Annotated in this window: 21 protein-coding genes, 1 tRNA gene and 1 pseudogene; 7 read left to right on the top strand and 16 right to left on the bottom strand. The window is 54.4% G+C overall.

Features of this window, described 5'->3' with window-relative positions; translation table 11 throughout:
- Window positions 1–51: 51 nt before the first annotated feature.
- Window positions 52–219, top strand: a pseudogene (locus PSCS_RS16445) (ISL3 family transposase); the annotation flags it as partial.
- 86 nt (window positions 220–305) lie between these two features.
- Here PSCS_RS16445 and PSCS_RS06375 read toward each other — a convergent pair.
- A complete protein-coding gene (locus PSCS_RS06375) occupies window positions 306–659 on the bottom strand; it encodes a hypothetical protein (protein WP_068810961.1) in 354 nt (117 codons plus the stop codon).
- 112 nt (window positions 660–771) lie between these two features.
- Here PSCS_RS06375 and PSCS_RS16440 point away from each other — a divergent pair, with 112 nt between their 5' ends.
- The 3 genes from PSCS_RS16440 to PSCS_RS06365 all read left to right on the top strand — a co-directional run bounded on the left by PSCS_RS16440 (window position 772) and on the right by PSCS_RS06365 (window position 1,697).
- Window positions 772–876, top strand: a complete 105-nt coding sequence (locus tag PSCS_RS16440) for a DUF4113 domain-containing protein (RefSeq protein WP_106387084.1) — start codon at window positions 772–774, stop codon at window positions 874–876.
- 171 nt (window positions 877–1,047) lie between these two features.
- Window positions 1,048–1,293 (top strand): AbrB/MazE/SpoVT family DNA-binding domain-containing protein, encoded by a 246-nt coding sequence (locus tag PSCS_RS06370; protein ID WP_068810960.1) that lies wholly within the window; start codon window positions 1,048–1,050, stop codon window positions 1,291–1,293.
- Window positions 1,290–1,697, top strand: coding sequence for a PIN domain-containing protein (locus PSCS_RS06365; RefSeq protein ID WP_068810958.1), 408 nt, complete (start codon window positions 1,290–1,292; stop codon window positions 1,695–1,697). The genes PSCS_RS06370 and PSCS_RS06365 overlap by 4 nt, the downstream gene beginning before the upstream one ends.
- Before the next feature lie 45 nt (window positions 1,698–1,742).
- Here PSCS_RS06365 and PSCS_RS06360 read toward each other — a convergent pair.
- From PSCS_RS06360 to rpsU, 8 genes are all read right to left on the bottom strand, one after another.
- Window positions 1,743–1,819: transfer RNA gene (locus PSCS_RS06360), tRNA-Ile, on the bottom strand.
- Between the two features lie 45 nt (window positions 1,820–1,864).
- The gene (locus PSCS_RS06355) at window positions 1,865–3,514 is read right to left on the bottom strand and encodes a cytochrome-c peroxidase (protein ID WP_068810955.1); all 1,650 of its coding nucleotides are present in this window, start codon (window positions 3,512–3,514) and stop codon (window positions 1,865–1,867) included.
- Between the two features lie 84 nt (window positions 3,515–3,598).
- The gene (locus PSCS_RS06350; RefSeq protein WP_068810954.1) at window positions 3,599–5,050 is read right to left on the bottom strand and encodes a sodium:solute symporter family protein; all 1,452 of its coding nucleotides are present in this window, start codon (window positions 5,048–5,050) and stop codon (window positions 3,599–3,601) included.
- A gap of 199 nt (window positions 5,051–5,249) precedes the next feature.
- A complete protein-coding gene (locus tag PSCS_RS06345; RefSeq protein WP_068810952.1) occupies window positions 5,250–6,797 on the bottom strand; it encodes an alanine/glycine:cation symporter family protein in 1,548 nt (515 codons plus the stop codon).
- Window positions 6,798–7,462: 665 nt separating this feature from the next.
- Window positions 7,463–9,316 carry an RNA polymerase sigma factor RpoD gene (gene rpoD, locus PSCS_RS06340; protein WP_068810950.1) on the bottom strand — a complete coding sequence of 618 codons (1,854 nt, stop codon included), beginning with the start codon at window positions 9,314–9,316 and terminating at the stop codon, window positions 7,463–7,465.
- Between the two features lie 89 nt (window positions 9,317–9,405).
- Entirely contained in the window at window positions 9,406–11,280 is a 1,875-nt protein-coding gene (gene dnaG / locus PSCS_RS06335) for a DNA primase (RefSeq protein WP_068810948.1), read from the bottom strand.
- 19 nt (window positions 11,281–11,299) lie between these two features.
- Window positions 11,300–11,758, bottom strand: a complete 459-nt coding sequence (locus PSCS_RS06330; RefSeq protein ID WP_068810946.1) for a GatB/YqeY domain-containing protein — start codon at window positions 11,756–11,758, stop codon at window positions 11,300–11,302.
- A 124-nt stretch (window positions 11,759–11,882) separates the two neighbouring features.
- Window positions 11,883–12,098 (bottom strand): 30S ribosomal protein S21, encoded by a 216-nt coding sequence (gene rpsU, locus PSCS_RS06325; protein ID WP_068810944.1) that lies wholly within the window; start codon window positions 12,096–12,098, stop codon window positions 11,883–11,885.
- Window positions 12,099–12,371: 273 nt separating this feature from the next.
- On the opposite strand from rpsU, the gene tsaD reads away from it, so the two are divergent.
- The 3 genes from tsaD (at window position 12,372) to folK (ending at window position 14,411) form a co-directional block, all read left to right on the top strand.
- Window positions 12,372–13,430: a tRNA (adenosine(37)-N6)-threonylcarbamoyltransferase complex transferase subunit TsaD gene (gene tsaD / locus PSCS_RS06320; RefSeq protein WP_068811017.1), complete on the top strand. Its 1,059-nt coding sequence runs from the start codon at window positions 12,372–12,374 to the stop codon at window positions 13,428–13,430.
- Entirely contained in the window at window positions 13,427–13,801 is a 375-nt protein-coding gene (gene folB / locus PSCS_RS06315) for a dihydroneopterin aldolase (protein ID WP_068810942.1), read from the top strand. The genes tsaD and folB overlap by 4 nt, the downstream gene beginning before the upstream one ends.
- A 100-nt stretch (window positions 13,802–13,901) precedes the next feature.
- Complete coding sequence (folK, locus tag PSCS_RS06310) at window positions 13,902–14,411, top strand: 2-amino-4-hydroxy-6-hydroxymethyldihydropteridine diphosphokinase (protein WP_068810940.1); 510 nt, start codon at window positions 13,902–13,904, stop codon at window positions 14,409–14,411.
- On the opposite strand, the gene PSCS_RS06305 is transcribed toward folK, so the two are convergent.
- The 7 genes from PSCS_RS06305 to pdxA form a co-directional block, all read right to left on the bottom strand.
- A complete protein-coding gene (locus PSCS_RS06305; protein WP_068810938.1) occupies window positions 14,400–15,821 on the bottom strand; it encodes a xanthine permease in 1,422 nt (473 codons plus the stop codon). The two genes, folK and PSCS_RS06305, sit on opposite strands and share 12 nt — an antisense overlap.
- Window positions 15,822–15,954: 133 nt before the next feature.
- A complete protein-coding gene (locus tag PSCS_RS06300) occupies window positions 15,955–16,713 on the bottom strand; it encodes a pteridine reductase (protein ID WP_068810936.1) in 759 nt (252 codons plus the stop codon).
- Window positions 16,710–18,029, bottom strand: a complete 1,320-nt coding sequence (locus tag PSCS_RS06295) for a multifunctional CCA addition/repair protein (protein ID WP_068810934.1) — start codon at window positions 18,027–18,029, stop codon at window positions 16,710–16,712. The genes PSCS_RS06300 and PSCS_RS06295 overlap by 4 nt, the downstream gene beginning before the upstream one ends.
- A 12-nt stretch (window positions 18,030–18,041) precedes the next feature.
- Complete coding sequence (locus PSCS_RS06290) at window positions 18,042–18,866, bottom strand: symmetrical bis(5'-nucleosyl)-tetraphosphatase (protein WP_068810933.1); 825 nt, start codon at window positions 18,864–18,866, stop codon at window positions 18,042–18,044.
- Entirely contained in the window at window positions 18,866–19,240 is a 375-nt protein-coding gene (gene apaG, locus PSCS_RS06285; RefSeq protein ID WP_068810931.1) for a Co2+/Mg2+ efflux protein ApaG, read from the bottom strand. Before apaG ends, PSCS_RS06290 begins: the two co-directional genes overlap by 1 nt.
- Window positions 19,237–20,049, bottom strand: a complete 813-nt coding sequence (gene rsmA, locus PSCS_RS06280; protein ID WP_068810929.1) for a 16S rRNA (adenine(1518)-N(6)/adenine(1519)-N(6))-dimethyltransferase RsmA — start codon at window positions 20,047–20,049, stop codon at window positions 19,237–19,239. Before rsmA ends, apaG begins: the two co-directional genes overlap by 4 nt.
- The gene (pdxA, locus tag PSCS_RS06275) at window positions 20,046–21,071 is read right to left on the bottom strand and encodes a 4-hydroxythreonine-4-phosphate dehydrogenase PdxA (RefSeq protein ID WP_068810927.1); all 1,026 of its coding nucleotides are present in this window, start codon (window positions 21,069–21,071) and stop codon (window positions 20,046–20,048) included. The genes rsmA and pdxA overlap by 4 nt, the downstream gene beginning before the upstream one ends.
- Window positions 21,072–21,080: the final 9 nt, after the last annotated feature.

Below are 21,080 nucleotides of genomic sequence, written 5' to 3'. Positions count from 1 at the left end.
GCTTCTACCCAGTACCTTAATAAGAGTTCTTGATGTACATGCTTCACGCCCGGTCTGGACGAGAAGACGGTACGCGACATCTGCAATGCCTGCGCCGAATTCCTGAGGCGCTGGCACCGCTTCGAGACGCCCCGCATCCTCGGCATTGACGAGTTGTACCTGAAGTTGTCAGTAAGAAATTGGACCTTGAAGCCAATCAGTCTTCTGAGTCTTCTAGCACAAACGTTGCCCACTGAGCACAATAATTCTCCCGATAAAGTACCTTGCCCGTATTCATGTGAAATTGCTCGTCGATTTCTGAAAGGTCACCACCTGTTTCCAGAAGTCTTGCCTTGTAGGTAGCCTTTTGCCGTAGCGGCTCCGTGGCGACTTGCATTAAATGCTTGTTGCAAAGCCTCCTCTTCCGAGACCCCGGCCATCTTTTGATAGACACGCATATTCTTAATCATTATCCCTGCAATCGCTTCCATTTCACCCATCTGCGCGTAGAAGCTACATTGCATGATTTGTTGGGCTTTAAATGCGTGCTGCATCCGCAGATCTGGATCTTCTGCTGTTTTAACGTCATTGAGGTATCGATTGGGATCACTGGCTTGAGCTGCGCCAACAAACACTCCCGCAACAATAGCTATCATCATATTTATGAGCATGTGTTTCATAGTTTATGCGCCAGACAGTCTATGCATTTAAGTAATCGTATCGATCAACCTTCATCGGCTCAAATGCTTTGTGTGCTAATTGCTGAGAGACGGTTAGTTTCCAGATCCGCACCTGGCTGCACAAGAGATCGAGCAGAAATTTGCAATGAGAAGGCAGTTTCTATCACCGCAGTTCACCACCCGACTCAGTGACTTACTCTCAATTTATTGTATATAAAACTACCCTCTGATTAGGAAGATGCGTCTTACCGGTTGACATACCGAATGTAAGACGCCAAAGTTATAGGTGTATGGTAGTGATTCTTCTGCTTGGAATTTTCGGGGATTCCTCTCCGATTGCTAAAGCAGTAACGAAGCCCCGGCATGAGAATCCTTGAGGTAATGGAAAATGATTAAAGGCGAATCGACAGTAAGCGAAAAAGGCCAATTGGTTATCCCTCGGGAGATCCGGCAGGCGCTGGATGTTCAGCGGGGAGACAAGCTGGCATGGGTAATGGGTGACGATGGCGTTCTGCGGGTTACGGTGGCCAAGGGCGACCTGATGGCTCTGAGGGGCCGGATTAAGAGTGGTGGCCGGTCTGTCTCTGCCGAGGAAATGGATGAGGCCATTAAGGCCGGGGCGGTCAGCGAGTGAAAGCCCTGGACACTAACGTTCTGGTTCGTTTCTTGGTTGATGCTGAGGGCGACCCCGAACAGCACTGCATTGCGGCGGGTTTCATCGAGACCCATTGCACGGCGGAATCGCCCTGCGCTGTCTCAACCATGGCGCTATGCGAACTGGCCTGGGTTCTGCAACGAGCATACAAGGTACCCAGGGCCGATATAGCCGACCAAATAGCTGCGCTCCTGGATGCACAGCAACTGGTGGTCGCTGACCGCGAGCTGGTGCGCCGTGCCTTGGTCGATTATCGCCAGTCTGGCGCTGATTTCCCGGACCATGTGATTGCCTGGCTCGGGCGGGCTGCCGGCGCCGATGTAACGGCGACGTTCGACAAGAAAGCCGGTAAAGCGCCCTTGTTTCAGTACATCGGTGAATAAGGAGCCTGGGGTAGAGCCGACTTCTCGCTAGACCCCAAAGGAGTGTGGTGGGCCCAGCAGGACTCGAACCTGCGACCGATCGATTATGAGTCGAGCGCTCTAACCAACTGAGCTATGGGCCCTTTGTGTGCTTGAGCTGTGATGCACAAACGCGAAAAGAAGGCGGATTATAAAGTGCAATCCAGCAACATGCCAGTCAACTGGCCAATTTCGGACGATGTTACTGCTGTCAGGCTTTCGCTCCTGATTTCTTCCAGGTTATCTTTGTCTGCGTTTGCTGTCAGAAGCGCAGTCTCGTTTGTTGTATCCATGATCTCAGTATTGATTGCCAGAATGCCCAGCGTGGCCTGTGCGCTTAAAAAATCAGCAATTAGCCACTCCAGCGCCAACACTTGCTGGAGCAGTTTTCCCGTAACGGGTTGCAGACATCGTTGTACTTCTGCTTCTGTGTCTGCCGGTGGGTGGCGCAATGCCCGGGCCAGTCGGATTAGCTCTCGGTGCTGGAACTGGAGAAAATCAAAGTGAGGCGTCTTGCCGCGACTGACTTGCCGCATCTCGTTTTGCAGCAGTTGGAACGATGGCCGGAGAGCGCGGGCTGCTTCGAGGTATGCTTGGCGGTGAGACGTGCCGGCTGCGGTAGCGGTATCTGAATTCGGGTGTTTTCGGGTGGTGACGAGTTCGTTGATTTGTTGCCAGTGCGTGAGTCCATAGGGCCTTCCGGTCAGGGATTTCAAGAAACTTGCGATGTCCTCGACTTCCCGGGGTGAAAGTTCACGGGCCAGCTGAAAACGCCCCATTTCCTGAATAACGGTGCGCAAGCTGGATTCGCTGCCATCGTGATAGTACGGCGGCGTCATGGCGACATTGTGCAAGCCGGGGACTTTAAAAAAGTGACGATCCTTTGCTCGCCCGGAGCGTTCCGCAAGGCCTTCATCATTCATATCAGCTTCACGCACTTCAGGGTAATAGGGGAGTAGCGTGCCCAGGCGTTGATATGAATTACCGCCCAGGTTAATGCCATTATGGCACTGTGTGCATCCGACTCGTTGAAAGGTTTCCCAGCCCTGCAGGGCTTCTTCGGTGATGGCACGGGTTTCGGAGCCTGAGGCTGAATGGCCGTTTGGCTGGAGCTGGGTGCGAAGGTACTGCTGGAACGGGCTGTTGGTGACAGCAAAGTTGATAGCTTGAAAATGTGCCAAGGCATCCTGCATGTTCTCTAGCGAGACGCCATCAGGGTAAATGGTCTCAAACGCTTCAACGTACTGATCATCATTCTGCAGGAATGACAGAGCTGCATCCCGGGTGCTGGCAAACTCCAGTTCACTGATAACCGGTTCTATTGCCTGGTCCGCCAAGGTGATCGATCTGCCATCCCAGAACTGACGAAAGCTGTACAGGGTATTAAACGTGGTCAGCGCATTGAACCGACCCATTGCCCGGCTCACGCCAAGAGGAACGGGCCGGCCGTCAGTTCCGCTGATTGGGCCGGCATGGCAACTGATGCAGGCTGCTGTTCCGTCTGAGGACAGCAGGTTTTCATGAAAAAGATCATTGCCCAGTAAAAATTTCCCGGCATTAATGTCATCCGGCTTGATAGCAGGGATGGGGCGAGTGATGGCGTCAGCCATGCTATGGCTGGCATTAACTCCGATTGCAGCGGGCTCGCCCAGTGCATGTTGAAAGCGCCGCCATGCTGGATCATCGGGCTCTGTAGCCTGAGAAACCATCGCCTGCGGCAAGGTAATCATCAGGGCTAGCAACGGTAAGAACTGCGTCTTTGCCCATTGAAGGTTTGTGCTGGGGAACAGAAATGTCATGCCGGAAATATAATCTGTTTGCCTCCATCGGCCAAGGTGCGAGAGCAAATAACACAACATTATCCTGATGTTAACTGACCTGGCTCAATATTCCCCGGTACTCCTCGCGACCGCCAGCCCCTGGTCCTTTTCCTCATAAGGGTTGGGCCGCAGTGCGGAACCCACAATCATGCCCGCCAGGCTGAAAGCCAGGCCAACGAACTGTGGCTCAAACGGGATATCCGGGTAGGTGAACTCCAGCAGCAGCCAGCTTCCCAGGCCCAGACCAATGGACCAGGCGCAGCCGGTATTGCTGGCCTTGCGCCAGAACAGCCCTGCCGTCAGCGGGACAAACACGCCGGCCAGGGTAATACGATAGGCGTTTTCCACCATGCTGTGGATATTGCCGTCTGAGGTGCTGGCATTGATGACCACCAGTACCGTGAATACCGCAACGGTGAGCCGCGTGTAGAGCAACAGCTTGCTGTCAGTCATCTCGGGTAGAAAGTTGCGCAGGATGTTCTCTGTGAAGGTTACAGACGGTGCCAGCAGGGTGCCGGAGGCTGTGCTCATGATGACCGAGAGCAGGGCGCCAAAGAACACCACCTGCAGCCAGGTCGGCATGTAGACTGCGACAAAGGTGGGCAGCACCAGTTGTGTGTCGTCGGCCATCAGGCGCGCGGTCAGTTCCGGGTCAATCAGGCTGGCACTGAATGCCAGAATTAACGGGATGGCCGCAAAAAAGAAATAACCCAGCCCGCCTATGGTGGTCCCCCAGACCGCCACGCGCTCATTACGGGATGTGTTCACACGCTGAAACACGTCTTGTTGCGGGATCGAACCCAGTGCCAGGGTAAACAGTGCTGCCAGCCAGCCCAGCAGGTCCACCATGTCTAGTGTGGGCAACCATTCCAGCTTTCCGGCCGCTGCCGCCTCACTGATAACGTAGCTGACGCCGCCAGCCATATCACTGGCGGTTGCTGTCACCAGCAGCAGGCCAACCACAATCACCACCATTTGCAGGCAGGTGGTCACTGCAACCGACCACATGCCGCCCAGCAGCGTGTAAGTGAGCACCACGGCCGCGCCAATCAGCATGCCAGCCTGAATGGAAATCAGATCATCGGAGAGCACATTGAAAACCAGTCCCAGGGCGGTGATCTGGGCAGACACCCAGCCCAGGTAGGAAAGCACAATACAGAAAGACAGAATCATCTCTGAACGCTTGTTGTAGCGCACATGAAAATAGTCGCCCAGGGTCAGCAGGTTCAGCCGATACAGAGGCAGGGCATAGATCAAGCCAAAAAGCACCAGGCAAAGTGCAGCGCCTAGCGGGTCGGAGATCAGCCCACGAAAGCCTTCATCCAGAAAGGTGGCCGAGATGCCCAGGACGGTTTCAGCACCGAACCAGGTGGCGAACACCATGGCGATTACCATGGACATGGGCAGGCTGCGCCCGGCGGTAATGTAATCGTTAGCGGAGTGAACGCGGCGGGCGGCGACGACACCGAGGCCGATGGAAAACAGCAAATACAGGACAACCAAGGTGAGCAACATAAACGACCCCTGAGTGTGGTTGAAAAATATCGGGATAATTCATACTGGTCTGTGGCCGTCTGCCCATTGCAGACTCTGTTGCCGCCAAGGGCGGATAATATAATTGAATTTTCTGGAAGACAAAGTCTTTTTTACAGCAAAGGAGCAATAACAGCTGTCAAAGATCAGTTGCACCAAAATGGCGCTTTCCTCAGCCAGATCATGGGGTTGGCGTCGCTGACCAATAGGGTGTTTTCAGCCCCAGTGCGACGTCGGAATTAAAACGACGCTCAGGCGCTTGCCGATAATCCGCCAGTGCCTTGCTCACCAGCGGTGCTCCCAATAACAATAAAGGGAAGTTCAGGTACACCATGGTGATATTGGTCAGATCAGTAATGGTCCAGAGGTTGCCCAGTTCCAGACCGGCGAGTACGGTAAAAGCGCCAAAGGGCACAAAGAACAATGACCCAAGCAGACGTATCGTCAGAATAAACCGGTGCGAGCGCGAGATAAGATTGGCGGCAATTTCGGCAAAGGAGATCATGCCGAGCAATGTTGTGAAGGCAAACAGTGCATAACAGGTAGCGAGAATGATCGTAATGGCAGAGATGAGTCCTTCTGGTGTCAGCGCCTGTACCGAACTGATGTATGTGCCCAAACGATCAGCGCTCAGTGAAGCCCAGGCTGCGCTGGTTTCAGTATCGGCCCAAAGATGAGCCAGTACAACAATAAACCCGGTTAAGGTACAGATGATGATGGTATCGAAGAACACGCCCAGGCTTTGCACCAGCCCCTGCTCACAAGGGTGCCGGGTGTCCGCTGCTGCTGCTGCCATGGTGATCGTTCCCTGACCGGCTTCATTAGACATCAGTCCGCGACGCACACCTTCGGCAATCGTAGCACCAATGGCACCACCAAATAAGGCATCAGGGGAAATCGCCTGGGTGAAGACCAGAGCAAAAAAGTCTGGCAGGGTCGTCAAATTGATCAGCATGATGATCAGTGAGATCCCGGCAAAAATGACGGCCATCACGGGAACGATGACGTTGGTGTAACGGATCACGCGGTGAATGCCACCGAGAATCAGCCAGGCACAACTGGCGATCAACAGGATAGCAATGGTGACGTATAGTGGCGACTGGCGGGAGACTTCCATACCCGACCCGGTTTCTGCCACCAGGCCAACCGCCGTGAATACATTAAATGTTTGGGCTGGCACGTTGAACAGGGCGTAGGTAATAAACGCAAGCGCCAGTACATAGCCGAGAAAACGATGATTGCCCAGCAGACGTTGGCCATAAAACGGCATACCACCAACAAAGGTATCATCCGCTTTTTCTTTGTAGATCTGCGACAGCACCGATTCGGTAAACGCCGTTGCCATACCAAACAGCGCCGCCACCCACATCCAGAATAGCGCACCCGGGCCGCCAACACTGATCGCTCCTGTCACCCCGACAATATTGCCCGGTCCCGCCCGCATCGCCAGCCCCAGCAAAAAAGCGGCCAGTGAAGAAATGCCCGTCGTATGCTGTTGCTGTCGCATCATGATCGGAATCGCCCGCGTTAATGCCAGCCACTGCACGCCACGCATGCGAACCGTAAAGTAGATGCCGGCACCAAACAGAATCAGCACGGGCAGAGATAGGTTGCCAAGAACAGGAATCTGCTGATAGAAGGGAAATTGCGTGGGGAAGGCCCAGACAGCGTCAGAGAAGGGGCCAATCAACCCCAAAAGGTAATCTATGCCTGCAAATATCTCTTCCACCCGGCGGAACCCCCTGCACTGCTGTTGTTTTTATGCATTGAATGTAGCACTGATTCTTTTCCTGAGCCAATACCACCTGTCTGGGCTACGTCATAGTTATGCTGTGCAGACTCTGTGCGACCACTTCCTTTAGCCCAACATCCGGCGTGCGAAAACTCGCCTGGCGGCTCAAACAATTCGCCCGCTCTTTCGGATGTTCGTCAAAAGGAAAAGCGTGGTCTGATTGCCCAGAGTCTGCACAGCATAACTATGACTTGGGGTGCCAGGAATCAGGGAAATTGACGTTCGAGTCAATAGGTGGCATTGGCTCAGGAAAAGAATCAGAGTTGGGCGACTGCCATTATTTATGGGCACGGTATGGGGGCCCCAAAAACACAGCCGACGCAGCACAAGGTCAGGGTGTCATGAATCAGGTTTCAGACAATCAGATCACGCTTAGCATTTCGGGGATCGCTCGAAAACGCGGTCGAACTGTCTGAAGCCGCAGGCTGAGTTTTCGACCGCCGAGCGATCCCCGAGATGCTGTGGTCGTCTGCAACCTGATTCATGACACCCTGACCGCTCTCCGTCAAAGTGCAAACCACCCGCCCAGAAACAACAAAGGAGCCAGAAGGCCCCTTTGTCATTCAGCGTCAACTCAACGCCATGTCTGAATCAGCAACCGATCACTGCTCATCCAGGAAGCTACGCAAATGATCCGAACGCGTTGGATGACGCAACTTACGCAGCGCTTTCGCCTCAATCTGACGAATACGCTCGCGCGTCACATCAAACTGCTTGCCCACTTCTTCCAGGGTATGGTCCGTATTCATATCAATACCAAAACGCATACGCAGGACTTTGGCTTCGCGAGCAGTCAGGCTGTTCAGCACTTCCTTGGTGGCTTCACGCAGGCCTTCTTCGATAGAAGAGTCGACCGGTGATTCAACCGTGGTGTCCTCAATGAAATCGCCCAGGTGTGAGTCTTCATCATCACCGATCGGCGTCTCCATGGAGATGGGCTCTTTAGCGATTTTCAGCACACGGCGGACTTTGTCTTCCGTCATGTCCATGCGCTCGCCCAGCTCTTCCGGGGTAGGCTCGCGGCCTTTTTCGTGAACCATCTGACGGCTGATACGATTCAGCTTGTTGATGGTTTCGATCATGTGTACCGGAATACGGATGGTGCGTGCCTGGTCCGCAATAGAGCGGGTAATGGCCTGACGAATCCACCAGGTGGCATAAGTCGAGAACTTGTATCCACGACGGTATTCGAACTTGTCGACCGCCTTCATCAGACCGATGTTGCCTTCCTGAATCAAGTCCAGGAATTGCAGACCGCGGTTGGTGTACTTCTTGGCAATCGAGATCACCAGGCGCAGGTTTGCCTCTACCATTTCCTTCTTGGCGCGACGTGATTTCGCCTCGCCAATAGACATGCCACGGTTGATTTCCTTAATGTCGGAAACCGACAGGCCGGCGTTTTCCGCCATCACGGCCAGTTTGCGCTGGCTACGGCGGACTTCATCAGCCACATCTGCCAGTTTGGCAGCCCAGGGCTCTTTCTTTTTCAGATAAGGGTCAATCCAGGCTTCGTCAGTTTCATTGCTTGGGAAACTGGTGACGAATGTTTTGCGTGGCATACCGGCTTCACGAATACAGAGATTCATGATGGTGCGCTCGTGACGACGCACACGGAACAGAGCGACGCGGGCAGAATTAACCAGGTTATCAAACAGCTTGGGTGTCAGCTTGAAGGTTTTGAACAGCTCGCCCAGCGCATCCAGTTCAGCGCGGGTTTTCTTGTTCGCCCGACCGTTCTTTTTGATAGCGGCTTCAGTTTTTTCAAACTGCTTGCGCAACTCTTCAAACTTCAGACGGGCTTCTTCCGGATCCGGACCCGAGGTTGTTTCTTCCTCATCGTCATTACTGTCGACAGGAACGGAATCATCATCGTCACTGCTGTCGCTGACAGCACTGGCTGAAGAGGCGGCTGGCACGTCGTCATCGTCTACTTCGAGGTAGCCGGTGATAATGTCAGTGAGGCGACGCTCTTCGGAGGCGACCAGGGCATATTCGTCCAGTACGTGCTCGACCACGCCGGGATAAGCCGCCATGGAATGCATTAGCTCACGCAGGCCTTCTTCAATGCGCTTGGCAATGACGATCTCGCCTTCGCGAGTCAGCAGCTCTACTGTACCCATTTCACGCATGTACATGCGTACCGGGTCAGTGGTGCGTCCAGCTTCGTTTTCGACGGCAGCAAGCGCAGCTGCAGCTTCAGCCGCGGCCAGTTCGTCAGTGCCACTCTCGTCGTCGCCATCGTTCAGCAACAAAGAGTCGACATCGGGCGCGGTTTCGAATACCTTGATGCCCATGTCATTAATCATCTGGATAATATCTTCAACCTGATCCGGGTCGGAGATCGTATCGGGGAGATGATCGTTGACCTCGGCGTAGGTCAGATAGCTTTGTTCCTTGCCTTTGGCAATAAGCGCTTTCAGGCCGTGTTGAGGAGAACTCAGGCGCGAATCAGACATAGCTTCCCGTAATTTGGTGTGCAAAAGGTGGCAAAAATAAAAATCAGCCGGGCATTATAGCGTTTGAACTGCTATCTTGCCAGCCTGATTTACCTATCTTCCGGACCGGACTCCGGTTCAGAATCAGAAGACCGACTTCTCGGTCGAATTTGTTCAAGCCATTGGCGACGCTGCGCTCGCTTTCTGGCTTCTTCCTGTATGGTCTTGATGATAAAGATGAACTCTTCCTGGCGACCAGCTTCAGGAGTGATTTTCTCATCTCCCAGCAATTGCGTTACCCGGTTGCCGCCCTGGCAGCCATAACAGTGACCAACCAGTGTCGGTGTATCTATATGGGGACGGCTGCGGGCGAATTCAATCAATTCAATTAATAATTTGATATTGGGTAGCCCGACTTCTTTCAGTGTGGCGATATCAATGCTGTCCAGTTGGGCCAGTTCTGGCTGTTGCAGCAACAATTCTATGGCCACCATGTCGGCGGGTTTTTGTACGCGTGACTTAACCGTCAGCGGTTTGCCCTGTTGTTTCTCGCGTGCCGGGCCGGAACGATGGGTTGCATCATCCAGCCAGGCAGGTGGCTCTGGCGTGTCGGGCTGGCTGGAATCGCCCTGGTTGATAGCTGGCGGCTTGGCTGGAGCCGTGTTGCCTAACAACTCCAGTAATGTGTCCCTGGAGGTGTCAGTTATGTCAGCCGTGCGATCCAGCATCAGCCGTTGAAACAGACCTTTGGGCAGGCTTTTCAGCAAAGGCATGGTTTCTTTGAACAGCCTGGCCTTGCCGTCGAGTGTGCTCAGGTCGTTTTCTTCTTCCAGGTGCCGGAAGAAATAGTCCGACAGGGCGCTTGCGCTCAGCAGACGTTTTTCAAAGGCTTCGGCGCCTTCCTTGCGAACCAGGGTGTCCGGATCTTCGCCTTCTGGCAGGAACAGAAAGCGAATTTGCCTGCCATCTTCCATCACCGGTAGGGCGACACGCAGAGCGCGCCATGCCGCGTTGCGGCCGGCATCATCGCCGTCAAAACAGAAAATCACTTCAGGTACGATGCGGAACAGCCGATTCAGGTGATTGGCATTGGTGGCAGTGCCCAGTGTGGCTACAGCATAATTGATGCCGTGTTGCGCCAGTGCCACCACGTCCATGTAGCCCTCTACCAGCAAAAAGCGCGTCGGTTTGCGCAAAACCTGGCGGGATTCGAACAGGCCGTAAAGCTCACGGTTTTTCTGGTAGACCGGTGTTTCTGGCGAGTTCAGGTACTTGGGTTTGTCATCACCGAGTACGCGCCCGCCAAATGCCAGTGTTCGGCCGCGTGCATCACGAATCGGGAAAATGATGCGATCACGAAAACGGTCATAGTAAGGTGATTTTTCAGCCAGCCGGTGATCGGCCTCGCGTTTGATGACCAGGCCGGCTTTTTCCAGCGTTTCTACCGGGAGCTGATAAGGTTCCATGGCTTCCAGCAGGTTTTCCCAGCCCGGTGGAGCCAAACCAATGGCAAAGCGCTGGGCAATCTGGCCGGTCAGGCCGCGTGCTTTTAAATAGCTAACCGCGCGTTCGCGACTGGGGTGTTGGCGAAGCTGTTTCTGAAAAAAAAGACTGGCCTGATTCAGCGCGCTGAGCAGTTTCTCATGCTCGCCGCGTTCCCCTTTGCGCTGATTGCTGTTACCACTTTCCCTCGGGACGCTCAGGCCGAGGTCGTTGGCCAGGGACTCAACAGCTTCAGGAAACTCCTTGTGATCGAAGTCCATGACGAAGCCGAGGGCATTACCGCCGGCGCCGCAGCCAAAGCAGTAGTAAAATTGCTTGTCAGGTTCGACGCTGAATGAGGGGGTCTTTTCCTGGTGGAACGGGCAGCAGGCCGAGTAGTTTTTCCCGGTTTTGCGCAATTTGACGCGCTTGTCGATTACCTCAACGATATCGACACGACTCAACAGGTCGTCGATAAAGCTTTGCGGAATCAGACCAGCCATGGCGGACTCCGGTGAAGTATCAGTTGGCGTTTAGTCGGGACTTGATTTTCTGGCTGACGGCGGACATATCGGCTCGGCCAGCAACCTGGGGTTTGACCGCACCCATGACTTTGCCCATATCGGGCATGCCCTGAGCACCTGTGTCGGTGATGGCCTTGGAGATAATACTGTCGAGTTCCGCTTCGCTTAGTGCGGCAGGCATGAAGTCTTGCAGGACTTCTATCTCTGCTTTCTCTATATCGGCGAGGTCGTTGCGGCCAGCATCTTCGAACTGACGAACCGATTCGCGGCGCTGCTTGATCATTTTGTCCAGCAGCGCAAGCACGCGCGCGTCGTCGGGGTCGATACGTTCATCGACTTCGACTTTCTTCACCTCTGCCAGAGCCAGGCGGATTGTGCTCAGGCGTGCCTTGTCTTTGGCGCGCATGGCATCTTTCATGGCTTCAGTCAGCTGTTGTTTCAGGGCGCTTTCTGCCATGGTTGAATCCTGTTTTGACTCGTGATTGAGGTTTCGCTGTCGCGTGACCGGTTCGCTATGACTTGCCTGGCATTGTCTGCTAAACAGGCAATCTGTACTGATACTGGATCAGTGCAGGCGCTTATCAGTACAGACGTTTAGTGCGCTTGTTTTCGCGAGACAGCTTTTTCAGATGACGCTTCACAGCAGCCGCCGCTTTACGCTTGCGTGCAGCTGTTGGCTTTTCATAAAACTCTTTGCGACGAACTTCGGCCAGAATGCCGGCTTTTTCGCAAGAACGCTTGAAACGACGCAGAGCGACGTCAAACGGCTCATTTTCTTTCAGTTTAACCGTTGGCATAGTGTAGAGACACCTTTCCATTCAAATTTAAAGGGGCGCATATGGTAATGCGACTTATACATAAATGCAAAGACATTTATGTGTTGAGCCGTAAACGTTTGCAGCCAGGGAGGTATTAATCCTGTCTATTATAGCAGCTAGCGGCCTTATAACTGCAAGGAAATGCTGACAAGTCGGCAGTAAAACCGCATTTAGCCATCAGCGGAGGCGGGAAAGTTGGCGTCAATGCCTTGCCTGCCGTATCATTCTGATCTTTTTCCGACAGCTGAAATCATGCGTATATTGGGTATAGAAACATCCTGCGATGAAACCGGCATCGCCATTTATGACAGTGAGCAGGGGTTGCTGGCCGATGCCTTGTACAGTCAGGTGGATATGCACGCCCGCTATGGCGGGGTCATCCCCGAACTGGCATCTCGCGATCATGTGCGTAAGGCATTGCCGATGATTCGTGAGCTGATGCAGAGTCATGACATCGACAAGTCGACCATAGATGGTATCGCCTACACCGCCGGGCCGGGTCTGATTGGAGCGTTGCTGGTGGGGGCTGCACTGGGGCGTTCGCTGGCCATGGCCTGGCAGGTGCCGGCCATCGGTGTTCATCACATGGAAGGCCATTTACTGGCTCCGATGCTGGAAGCAAACCCGCCAACGTTTCCTTTTGTTGCCTTGCTGGTATCCGGCGGACATACGCAATTAGTCAGCGTTAAAGGCATTGGTGAGTATCGGTTGCTGGGAGAATCACTTGATGATGCGGCTGGAGAGGCCTTTGATAAAGTCGCCAAAATGCTTGGGCTGTCATATCCGGGCGGGCCGCGTGTGGCTGCATTAGCTGAGCAGGGCACACCAGGGCGGTTTGTCTTCCCTCGGCCGATGACCAACAGGCCGGGGCTGGATTTCAGTTTCAGTGGTCTGAAAACCTTCGTGCGCAATACCCTGCAGGATCTGTCTGATGCCAATGAGCTGACGGATCAGGCCAAAGCGGATGTGGCGCTGGCTTTTGAAGAGGCTGTGGTGCAGACACTGGTTATCAAGTGCCGCCGTGCCTTGCAGGAAAGTGGCATGAGATCATTGATCATTGCCGGTGGTGTGAGCGCCAATCTGCGTTTGCGAGCCGGGTTGGGAGACATGGTCAAGAAACACCGCGCTGAACTGTTCTATGCGCAGCCGCGTTTTTGCACCGATAATGGGGCCATGATTGCCTATGCAGGGTGTCAAAGACTCAAAGCCGGCCAGCAGGAAGCATTAACCATCCAGGCAAAGGCGCGCTGGAATATGGAAAGCCTGCCACCCTGTCAACCATCTTCATTCGGGAGTCAGCATCTAGTATGAGCGACATCGTTTATATCCGTGAACTTGAGATCAATACGGTCATTGGCATCTATGACTGGGAACGTAAAATTCGCCAGACAGTCAGCCTGGATCTCGATATGGTGACAGATATTGGTGCGGCTGCTGCGGGGGAAGATATTGAGCAGACACTGAATTATAAAGCGGTATCCAAGCGGCTGATCGCTTATATTGAAGCGGCTGAATTTTTGCTGATTGAGACCATGGCTGAAAAAGTCGCTGAACTGGTGTTGGCCGAATTTCCTACGCCCTGGATTCGGCTTCGGGTGGGCAAGCCTGGCGCTGTCACAGGAGCGAAAGATGTCGGCGTTATCATAGAGCGTGGGGAACGCCCGCCACGCTTGCCAATGTAACCTGTGCAATGCACAGTTATTGCAGGCAGACCCGAGATGGCAAGTCAGCCTGGTAAACAGGCCAGGTCAATTCGTTAAGCAAACAAGTCAGGCAAACAGCATGTCCTTTATCACCCTCAGTCTGGGCAGTAACCAGCAGCCAAAACGTTATCTGACGCTGGCACTGGACGCCCTGTCAGAGCATTTCGGTGAGTTAACGCTGTCGCCGGTGTATGAAAGTGAGGCGGTTGGCTTTGACGGCGATAACTTTCTGAATATGGTCGTCGCACTGCAGAGTGATATGCCCCTGTGGTGTATACGGGATGTGCTCAAAGCGATTGAAGATCAAAATGGCAGGGACCGGAGCCAGAAACGCTTCTCAGGCAGAACGCTCGATATCGACATTCTGACCTGCGATGACTTGTCAGGCGAGTTCGATGGTGTTGTCTTGCCGCGGCCTGAAATCACAGAAAATGCCTTCGTGCTCAAGCCACTGGCTGATATCTGTCCCTTACAGCTTGACCCCGTTAGTGGTAAATCCTATGCCACACTCTGGCAGCAATATGACCGGCCACAACGACTGTGGCCGATCGAATTCCACTGGCATGACCAGGCGCTGTCAGGCCGTTGAGTCCGCCTTCTCTGCTTCAGGTGCGATGACTTCAGGGTGTTCAGGGTCGGCTTTTTTCGCGTAAAAGACATGTGGTCCGACCACCACGACAATCGTAGCCAGTCCTGCCAACAACCCGGTCCAGGGATCAAATATAGAGAAGGCAATGGCCGTCAGCACCATGGCGCCGCGCTCCTGGGGATCCGTTACTGTGTTCAGTGCCAGCGTGGCGCAGGCAAAACCGGTCAGTAACAGCGTCACTGCCAGGGCAATTGGCAGCAATGGCTGTAAAGTGGTGACAATCGGCAGCACGATAAATAGCAATGGGAAACCATAGACGTAATAGGCAGAGATGCCGTCAAATATAGAGTCCATTTGTTGCCGGCCGGTTGCCCAGCGTTTCAGCACAATCACCTGAATGCCTGTCCATAAGACACCTTGCGTACCAAAAAAAGGGGCGACGACTGCCATGATCGCATTGCGGATACCCGTGGATAAGTGCAGACGGTTACTGTCGACGTCGAGCTTTTCATCGGGGCGTGCGTCCTGGGCATTCTTGACCATTTCTTCGCCTGTGACCACATCGCCGAAAAACAGGATGTAAGTAATAAATGCCAGCGGCAGGGCTTCAACGAACATGGCGGGGCTTGGCCAGCCGATGACCAGCGGGCTGGCCTTTTGCCACAGAGATGCAGTCAGTGTTGGTACATCCAGCAGGCCGTTGCGGATGTTGAAATCCATTTCTCCGGTGATAAGACCCACAATGGCTGCGACGAGAAACGCTGGCAGCAAACCCAGCCCGGCAATTTTGGCCAGCATGGGGCGCTGTGCTGCGATTCGCTGGAAAGGTTTGGAAAAGGTCAGGAACATGCACAGTGCCAGCGAGGAAATGGCAGCAATGGGCGTGCTGTTCAGCGCGCTGGCTGCATCGGCCGGATCGAAAATTCGCAGAAAAGCCGCGACTGCTGCTCCAAGAATAATGCCGCCTTTCAGCACATTGGGTACCCAGGCGACCAGTTTGGCGCCCATCCCTGTACCGCCCAATATCAGCAATAAAGCAGCGAAGTTCAGCGATAGTGCAGTCATTAGCTGAAACTGTTGCTCCGGTGTGTTGCCGCTACCGAGCACAAAGGCAAAAATAAAGGGCAAAGCGGGCGTTAGCCATCCCGGGGCCACCGGGTCGCCGAAGAAAAACCAGGCAGAGGAGATTAGCAAGGTATGGTACATGGCCATGGTGACCGCTTCTTCGAATGTTAATCCGAACGATGCGGTCATGACCGGCACCAGCGCCAGCCCTGTGGCGCCGGCAACACAGATACCTTGTAGCAATTCAGGTAGTGCGAACCGGGCGTGGATAAATGGGATGCGGAGTACAAAGGGGCCCCACTTCAAGCCCGGTTGGATCTGACCGTCCTGCCGATTGCTAGGCATAGCTGTGTATCCTTTATTAATATTATTGTTATTGGTGTTATTTTTTATTTGTATTATTTCAGGTACAACAGCTTTGATCTTAAAGCATGCCGCTTTGTAGCAGCAAAGTGATTCGTCTCTGTAGAAAGGGGTTCTAGCCCGTTAGACGGCGACCACCATCAACGCGAATGATTTCCCCCGTCACGTATGTAGCTTGTGTTGCCAGAAAACAGGCAGTAGCAGCAATATGTGAAGGGTGGCCAAGTGTGGCCATAGGGATGCCGTGTAAGATGGCCTGTTGTGACTCGCTGCTGATATCCTCAGCCGATTCGGGCCACAGGATGGCGCCTGGCGCAATGGCGTTGACCCGGATGTCGGGTGCCAGTTCACGGGCCAGCGAACGTGTCATGGCCAGCAGTGCCGCTTTGGCCATCGTATAAGGCGTGTGGGCGCTCAGTCCGGCTTCTGCATGGATGTCTGTGATGTTGATGATACATCCCTGGCTTGCCTGTAAAGCGGGCGCTAATGCCTGGCTGAGGAACAGGGGAACTTTGGCGTTACTGTCCATGAGCGCATCCCAGTGCACCTGGGTAATTTGACCCACAGGCGTGGGGAAAAAAGCACTGGCATTGTTGATCAGCACATCCAGGCGTTGCCAGGTGTTCAGGGCTTGCGCTGCCAGCTTTTTGGCATCTTCTGCTGAGCTCAGATCCTGTTGTAGCACCGCCGCTGAGCCGGACCTGCTGTGATTGCAGGCCTCAGCCAGTGCCCTGGCCTCATTCAGTGAATGCCGGCAATGGATCAGTACCCGATACCCCCGGGCATGGAAGTGACGAACGATCTCAGCGCCAATACGCCGGGCAGCACCAGTGACAAGTACGACGGGGGAGTCAGAGGGTTGTGATGTGGTCATGGTATCGCTTCTCGGCGTTTGTCCCCTGGTGGCGCTTTGCGACTGGTGCGCGCTGGTACGGCATCAGGTTTATAAGGCGTGTTTTTGCAATAATGACGAATCGCTGACAGCCGTGCTTCACGAAGTATCGACTGGATATGGGGGCCCGCCACTTGGCCCTCCGGTACCGGGAAGCGTTCCAGCAGTTCAGGCACGGCAATGCCTTTGCTGGCATCCAGTGCTGCCTGGAAGTGGTTTGCTTGCAGGTAGGGTATTTGCTCAAATCCGGTGCGGCCACGAGAATCGGCTTTGCAGGCCAGTAAAAATTGTTGGAAGCGCTCCGGCCGCCGAAAGGCATCCAGCTTTTCCAGGGTTTTTAGCAGAGTCGAGGGTTTGAGCGACAAGGCCCGGTGTACATGCGTGTGGAATTCTGAGGTCAGACAGGCCAGTTCGCTGGCGCTGCGAGGCACTTTCAGGCGCTGGCACAGGGCTTTGATCGGTTTGAGTCCCAGCGTCTCGTGTCCACGGTGACTGGGCCACATCTCTGCTGGTGTTTCGCCTTTGCCGAGATCATGAACCAGTGCTGCAAAACGGACATCGGTCTCCTGGGTCAGCAGGCAAGCCTGTTTCAGGACCATCAGTGTATGGACGCCGGTATCCACTTCCGGATGCCATTGCGGCGGCTGTGGGATTCCGAACAGTCGGTCCAGTTCCGGCATAATCTCCTTCAGCGCTCCGCACTCGCGCAGGACCTCGAAAAACACCGGACAATCATCATGCTGCAAGGTCTTGTGCATTTCCTGCCAGATGCGTTCTGGGGTTAGCGCCTGTAATTCTCCGCTCTGGCTCATGTCGCGCATCAGGGTCATGGTTTCTGCGGCGACCTCAAACCCCTGGGCATGGAAGCGGGCGGCAAATCGGGCAACACGCAATATACGCAAAGGGTCTTCGGAAAATGCCGGAGAAACATGACGCAGCAGGCGAGCATCCAGGTCTCTGGCGCCTCCATAGGGGTCAATCAGGGTGCCGTCATCAGCTCTGGCCATGGCGTTGATGGTCAGGTCCCGGCGTTGTAAATCCTCTTCCAGGGTTACGTCCGGGGCGGCATGTACCACGAAACCTGTGTAGCCCTTGCCAGATTTGCGCTCGGTGCGGGCCAACGCATACTCCTGGCCGGATTTCGGGTGCAGGAAAACGGGAAAGTCTTTTCCTACAGGCGTGTAGCCAAGTGAGATCATGGCCTCGGGAGTGCTGCCGACCACCACCCAGTCTTTGTCGGCGCCTTTCAGCCCCAGCATTTCATCCCGGATAGCGCCGCCTACAAGATATGTGTTCATGTCATCAGTCTATCAGACGCTGAACAGCTTGTGGTCTTCCAGGCGCATCATGGTCAATTCGCGCCCCCAGACACAGCCGGTATCCAGGGCATGAACGTAAGGGTGGCCGGTGATGCCTTCCAGGGCGGCCCAGTGGCCAAACAGGATATGGGTTTCCGGCGTCAGCTTCTCAAAAATGAACCAGGGCTCGAAGCCTTTGGGAGCCTTGTTAAGGCCTTCCTTGATGGTGAAATCCAGTTTGCCGCCTTTCTTGCAGAAGCGCATACGGGTCAGGTAGTTGGTAATCAGCCTGAGACGGTCATAGCCTTCCAGAGAGTCTTTCCACTTGCCAGGCTCATTGCCATACATATTGATCAGGAATTCACGGAAGTCCGGTCCGCTCAGTGCCAGTTCGACTTCGGCAGCCAGTTCCAGGGTTTTCTTCAGGTCCCAGACAGGGGGGACACCGGCATGAACCATCAGGTAATTGCGTATGCCGGCCTCGGTTTTCAGACTGTCATAGTGGACCAGAGGTTTCTGGCGCAACCATTCGGCCAGTTCATCGCAGTCAGGTGCTTTGAGCAGTTTGTCGAGAGTGTGACGACTCTTCATGGTTGCCGGGATACAGTCGTAGTACAGCGAAAGGAAGTGCAGGTCATGGTTGCCCAGCACAACAGTGGCTGCATCGCCAAGGTCGCGCAGGAAACGCAGCGTATCGAGAGATCTTGGACCCCGGTTAATCAGGTCGCCAACACACCAGAGTTCATCACCACGATCGGGCTGAAAGTCCACTGAGTCCAGGAGCCGACGCAGCGGTTTGTAACAGCCTTGAATGTCACCTATGACATAAATAGACATTAATGTACCGAATGGGGTTGTGATAGCAGAAATGCCGGGATCGGTGTCTGCATTCGGGTGCCATCAGTTAATTGCATTTCATAACTCCCCTGCATGGTACCAAATTCTGTCGGTATAACAGCCCCGCTGCTGTAAACAAATTCCTGTCCGGGTTCAATGGTTGGCTGTAACCCGACCACGCCCGGTCCCTGAACTTCTTCAACTTTGTCATTGTCGTCTTTAATGATCCAGTGCCTGGAGAGCAGTTTGACCGCCTGGTCGCCAAGGTTGCGGATTGTAATGGTATAAGCGAATGCATATTGCGACTCGCCGGGGTTGGACTGCTCCGATAAATAGCGGGTCCGGACCTGAATGTGGATGTCATTACTGTTCATGATTGGCTAAACGCGTTACTGAGTTGGACAAATTCTTCGACTTTCAATGTCTCTGCCCGCCGGGACAGGTCAATAGGGAGGTCGGCTTCAGGGTGCTGCTTGAGCAGAGGTTTCAGGCAGTTGCGCAGCGTTTTGCGGCGCTGGGAAAATGACTCGCGTACCACGGTCTGAAACATAGCCGGATCCTGTGCTGGGTGTGTAATGTGCTGCCGCGGCCTGAGTCGCACGATCGCAGAAGTCACCTTGGGTGGCGGATTAAAGGCGCCGGGTGGAACATCAAAAAGAGCGTCGACCTGGCAGTGGTACTGAATCATCACGCTCAAGCGGCCATATTGCCCTGTCCCGGGTTCGGCTGCCAGTCGCTGAACCACCTCTTTTTGTAACATGAATATCATGTCTTCAATGCGATCCGCATATTTCAGCAGATGAAACAGACAGGGCGTTGAGATGTTATAGGGCAGGTTGCCAATCACGCGCATGGACTGCCCGGCGTTGCTGTCACCTGAAGGTAGCAGTGTGTTCAAATCAAACTTGAGAATATCGCTGCGGTGCAGCTGGAAGTTGCTGGCGCTGGCGAAATGAGGTTCCAGCCAGTCGGCCAGGTCGCGATCCAGTTCAATGGCGTTGACCCTGGCACCGCTGGCGACGAGGAACTCAGTCAGTGCCGCCTGGCCGGGGCCAATTTCAACAATAAGCTGATCCGGCATGGGATAAATGGCATCGATGATGCGCTGGATGATGCCGGGGTCGTGCAGGAAGTTCTGACCAAATCGTTTGCGGGCCCGGTGTGCTGGAGGGGACTGACTCATGAGGGTTGTCCTGATTGATGTCTGGCCATCTGTATGGCGGCATTAATGGCAGTCACTAAGCTGCCAGTGTCAGCTGTACCGCTGCCAGCCAGGTCGAGTGCGGTGCCGTGGTCGACTGAGGTGCGGATAATGGGCAGGCCCAGTGTGATGTTGCAGGCAGCGCCGAAACCCTTGTACTTCAATACGGGCAGGCCCTGGTCATGAAACATGGAAAGTACGGCATCCGCATCAGCCAGGTATTTGTTAGTAAACAGCGTGTCGGCAGGCAAGGGGCCATTGAGTTGCCAGCCGCGCTGCCGAAACTGCGTCAGCACCGGTGAGATGATGTCGATTTCTTCCCGGCCCAGGTGCCCGCCTTCGCCAGCATGCGGGTTGAGGCCGCAGACCAGTATCCTGGGTTCCTGAATGCTGAACTTGTTGACCAGGTCGTTGTGCAGAATTTCGATGGTTCGGCTAAGTGAGGTTTTGGTAATAGCGTCGGCAACGTCACGTAAGGGTAGGTGAGTGGTTGCCAGGGCGACCCGAAGCCCTTCTGTTGCCAGCATCATTACAGTCTGATCGACCTGGCACTGCTGAGCCAGGAATTCGGTGTGTCCGCTAAAGGAGAAGCCGGCATCGTTGATGATGCCTTTATGAACCGGGCCGGTGATCATGGCGGTGAACTGACCACTCTGACAGCCGGTGATCGCGGTACGCAGTGTCTCCAGAACGTAGGCCGCATTCCGGGTATCGAGCTGACCGGGAACCGATTCTGCATTTAGCTCAACCGGCCAGACGTACAGCGCGGGTGGTGCGTCTGTTGCATTTGACCGGATTTGCTCACTGATATTGTCAGCAGGTGACAGCGTGCGAATGTCCACTGTCAGCCCAAGCTGCAGCGCCCGGGCTGTCAGCATGGCGGGGTCGGCTATGGCTATCAGACTGATGTCTGGCGAGGGCAGAGAACCATCGCTGACATATTGCAGTAGCAAGTCCGGGCCAATACCGGCAGGCTCACCGGGCGTGATAGCAAGTATGCGCATTATTGTCGC

The organism is Pseudohongiella nitratireducens (assembly GCF_001642735.1).
Lineage (GTDB): Bacteria > Pseudomonadota > Gammaproteobacteria > Pseudomonadales > Pseudohongiellaceae > Pseudohongiella > Pseudohongiella nitratireducens.
This window is presented reverse-complemented; position numbering and strand designations above follow the sequence as displayed.

Coding starts and splice junctions, on each gene's coding strand:
- PSCS_RS06375 (WP_068810961.1), bottom strand. CDS start 659: ATGAAACACATGCTCATAAATATGATGATAGCTATTGTTGCGGGAGTG.
- PSCS_RS06370 (WP_068810960.1), top strand. CDS start 1,048: ATGATTAAAGGCGAATCGACAGTAAGCGAAAAAGGCCAATTGGTTATC.
- PSCS_RS06355 (WP_068810955.1), bottom strand. CDS start 3,514: ATGACATTTCTGTTCCCCAGCACAAACCTTCAATGGGCAAAGACGCAG.
- PSCS_RS06350 (WP_068810954.1), bottom strand. CDS start 5,050: ATGTTGCTCACCTTGGTTGTCCTGTATTTGCTGTTTTCCATCGGCCTC.
- rpoD (WP_068810950.1), bottom strand. CDS start 9,316: ATGTCTGATTCGCGCCTGAGTTCTCCTCAACACGGCCTGAAAGCGCTT.
- dnaG (WP_068810948.1), bottom strand. CDS start 11,280: ATGGCTGGTCTGATTCCGCAAAGCTTTATCGACGACCTGTTGAGTCGT.
- PSCS_RS06330 (WP_068810946.1), bottom strand. CDS start 11,758: ATGGCAGAAAGCGCCCTGAAACAACAGCTGACTGAAGCCATGAAAGAT.
- rpsU (WP_068810944.1), bottom strand. CDS start 12,098: ATGCCAACGGTTAAACTGAAAGAAAATGAGCCGTTTGACGTCGCTCTG.
- tsaD (WP_068811017.1), top strand. CDS start 12,372: ATGCGTATATTGGGTATAGAAACATCCTGCGATGAAACCGGCATCGCC.
- folB (WP_068810942.1), top strand. CDS start 13,427: ATGAGCGACATCGTTTATATCCGTGAACTTGAGATCAATACGGTCATT.
- folK (WP_068810940.1), top strand. CDS start 13,902: ATGTCCTTTATCACCCTCAGTCTGGGCAGTAACCAGCAGCCAAAACGT.
- PSCS_RS06305 (WP_068810938.1), bottom strand. CDS start 15,821: ATGCCTAGCAATCGGCAGGACGGTCAGATCCAACCGGGCTTGAAGTGG.
- PSCS_RS06300 (WP_068810936.1), bottom strand. CDS start 16,713: ATGACCACATCACAACCCTCTGACTCCCCCGTCGTACTTGTCACTGGT.
- PSCS_RS06295 (WP_068810934.1), bottom strand. CDS start 18,029: ATGAACACATATCTTGTAGGCGGCGCTATCCGGGATGAAATGCTGGGG.
- PSCS_RS06290 (WP_068810933.1), bottom strand. CDS start 18,866: ATGTCTATTTATGTCATAGGTGACATTCAAGGCTGTTACAAACCGCTG.
- apaG (WP_068810931.1), bottom strand. CDS start 19,240: ATGAACAGTAATGACATCCACATTCAGGTCCGGACCCGCTATTTATCG.
- rsmA (WP_068810929.1), bottom strand. CDS start 20,049: ATGAGTCAGTCCCCTCCAGCACACCGGGCCCGCAAACGATTTGGTCAG.
- pdxA (WP_068810927.1), bottom strand. CDS start 21,071: ATGCGCATACTTGCTATCACGCCCGGTGAGCCTGCCGGTATTGGCCCG.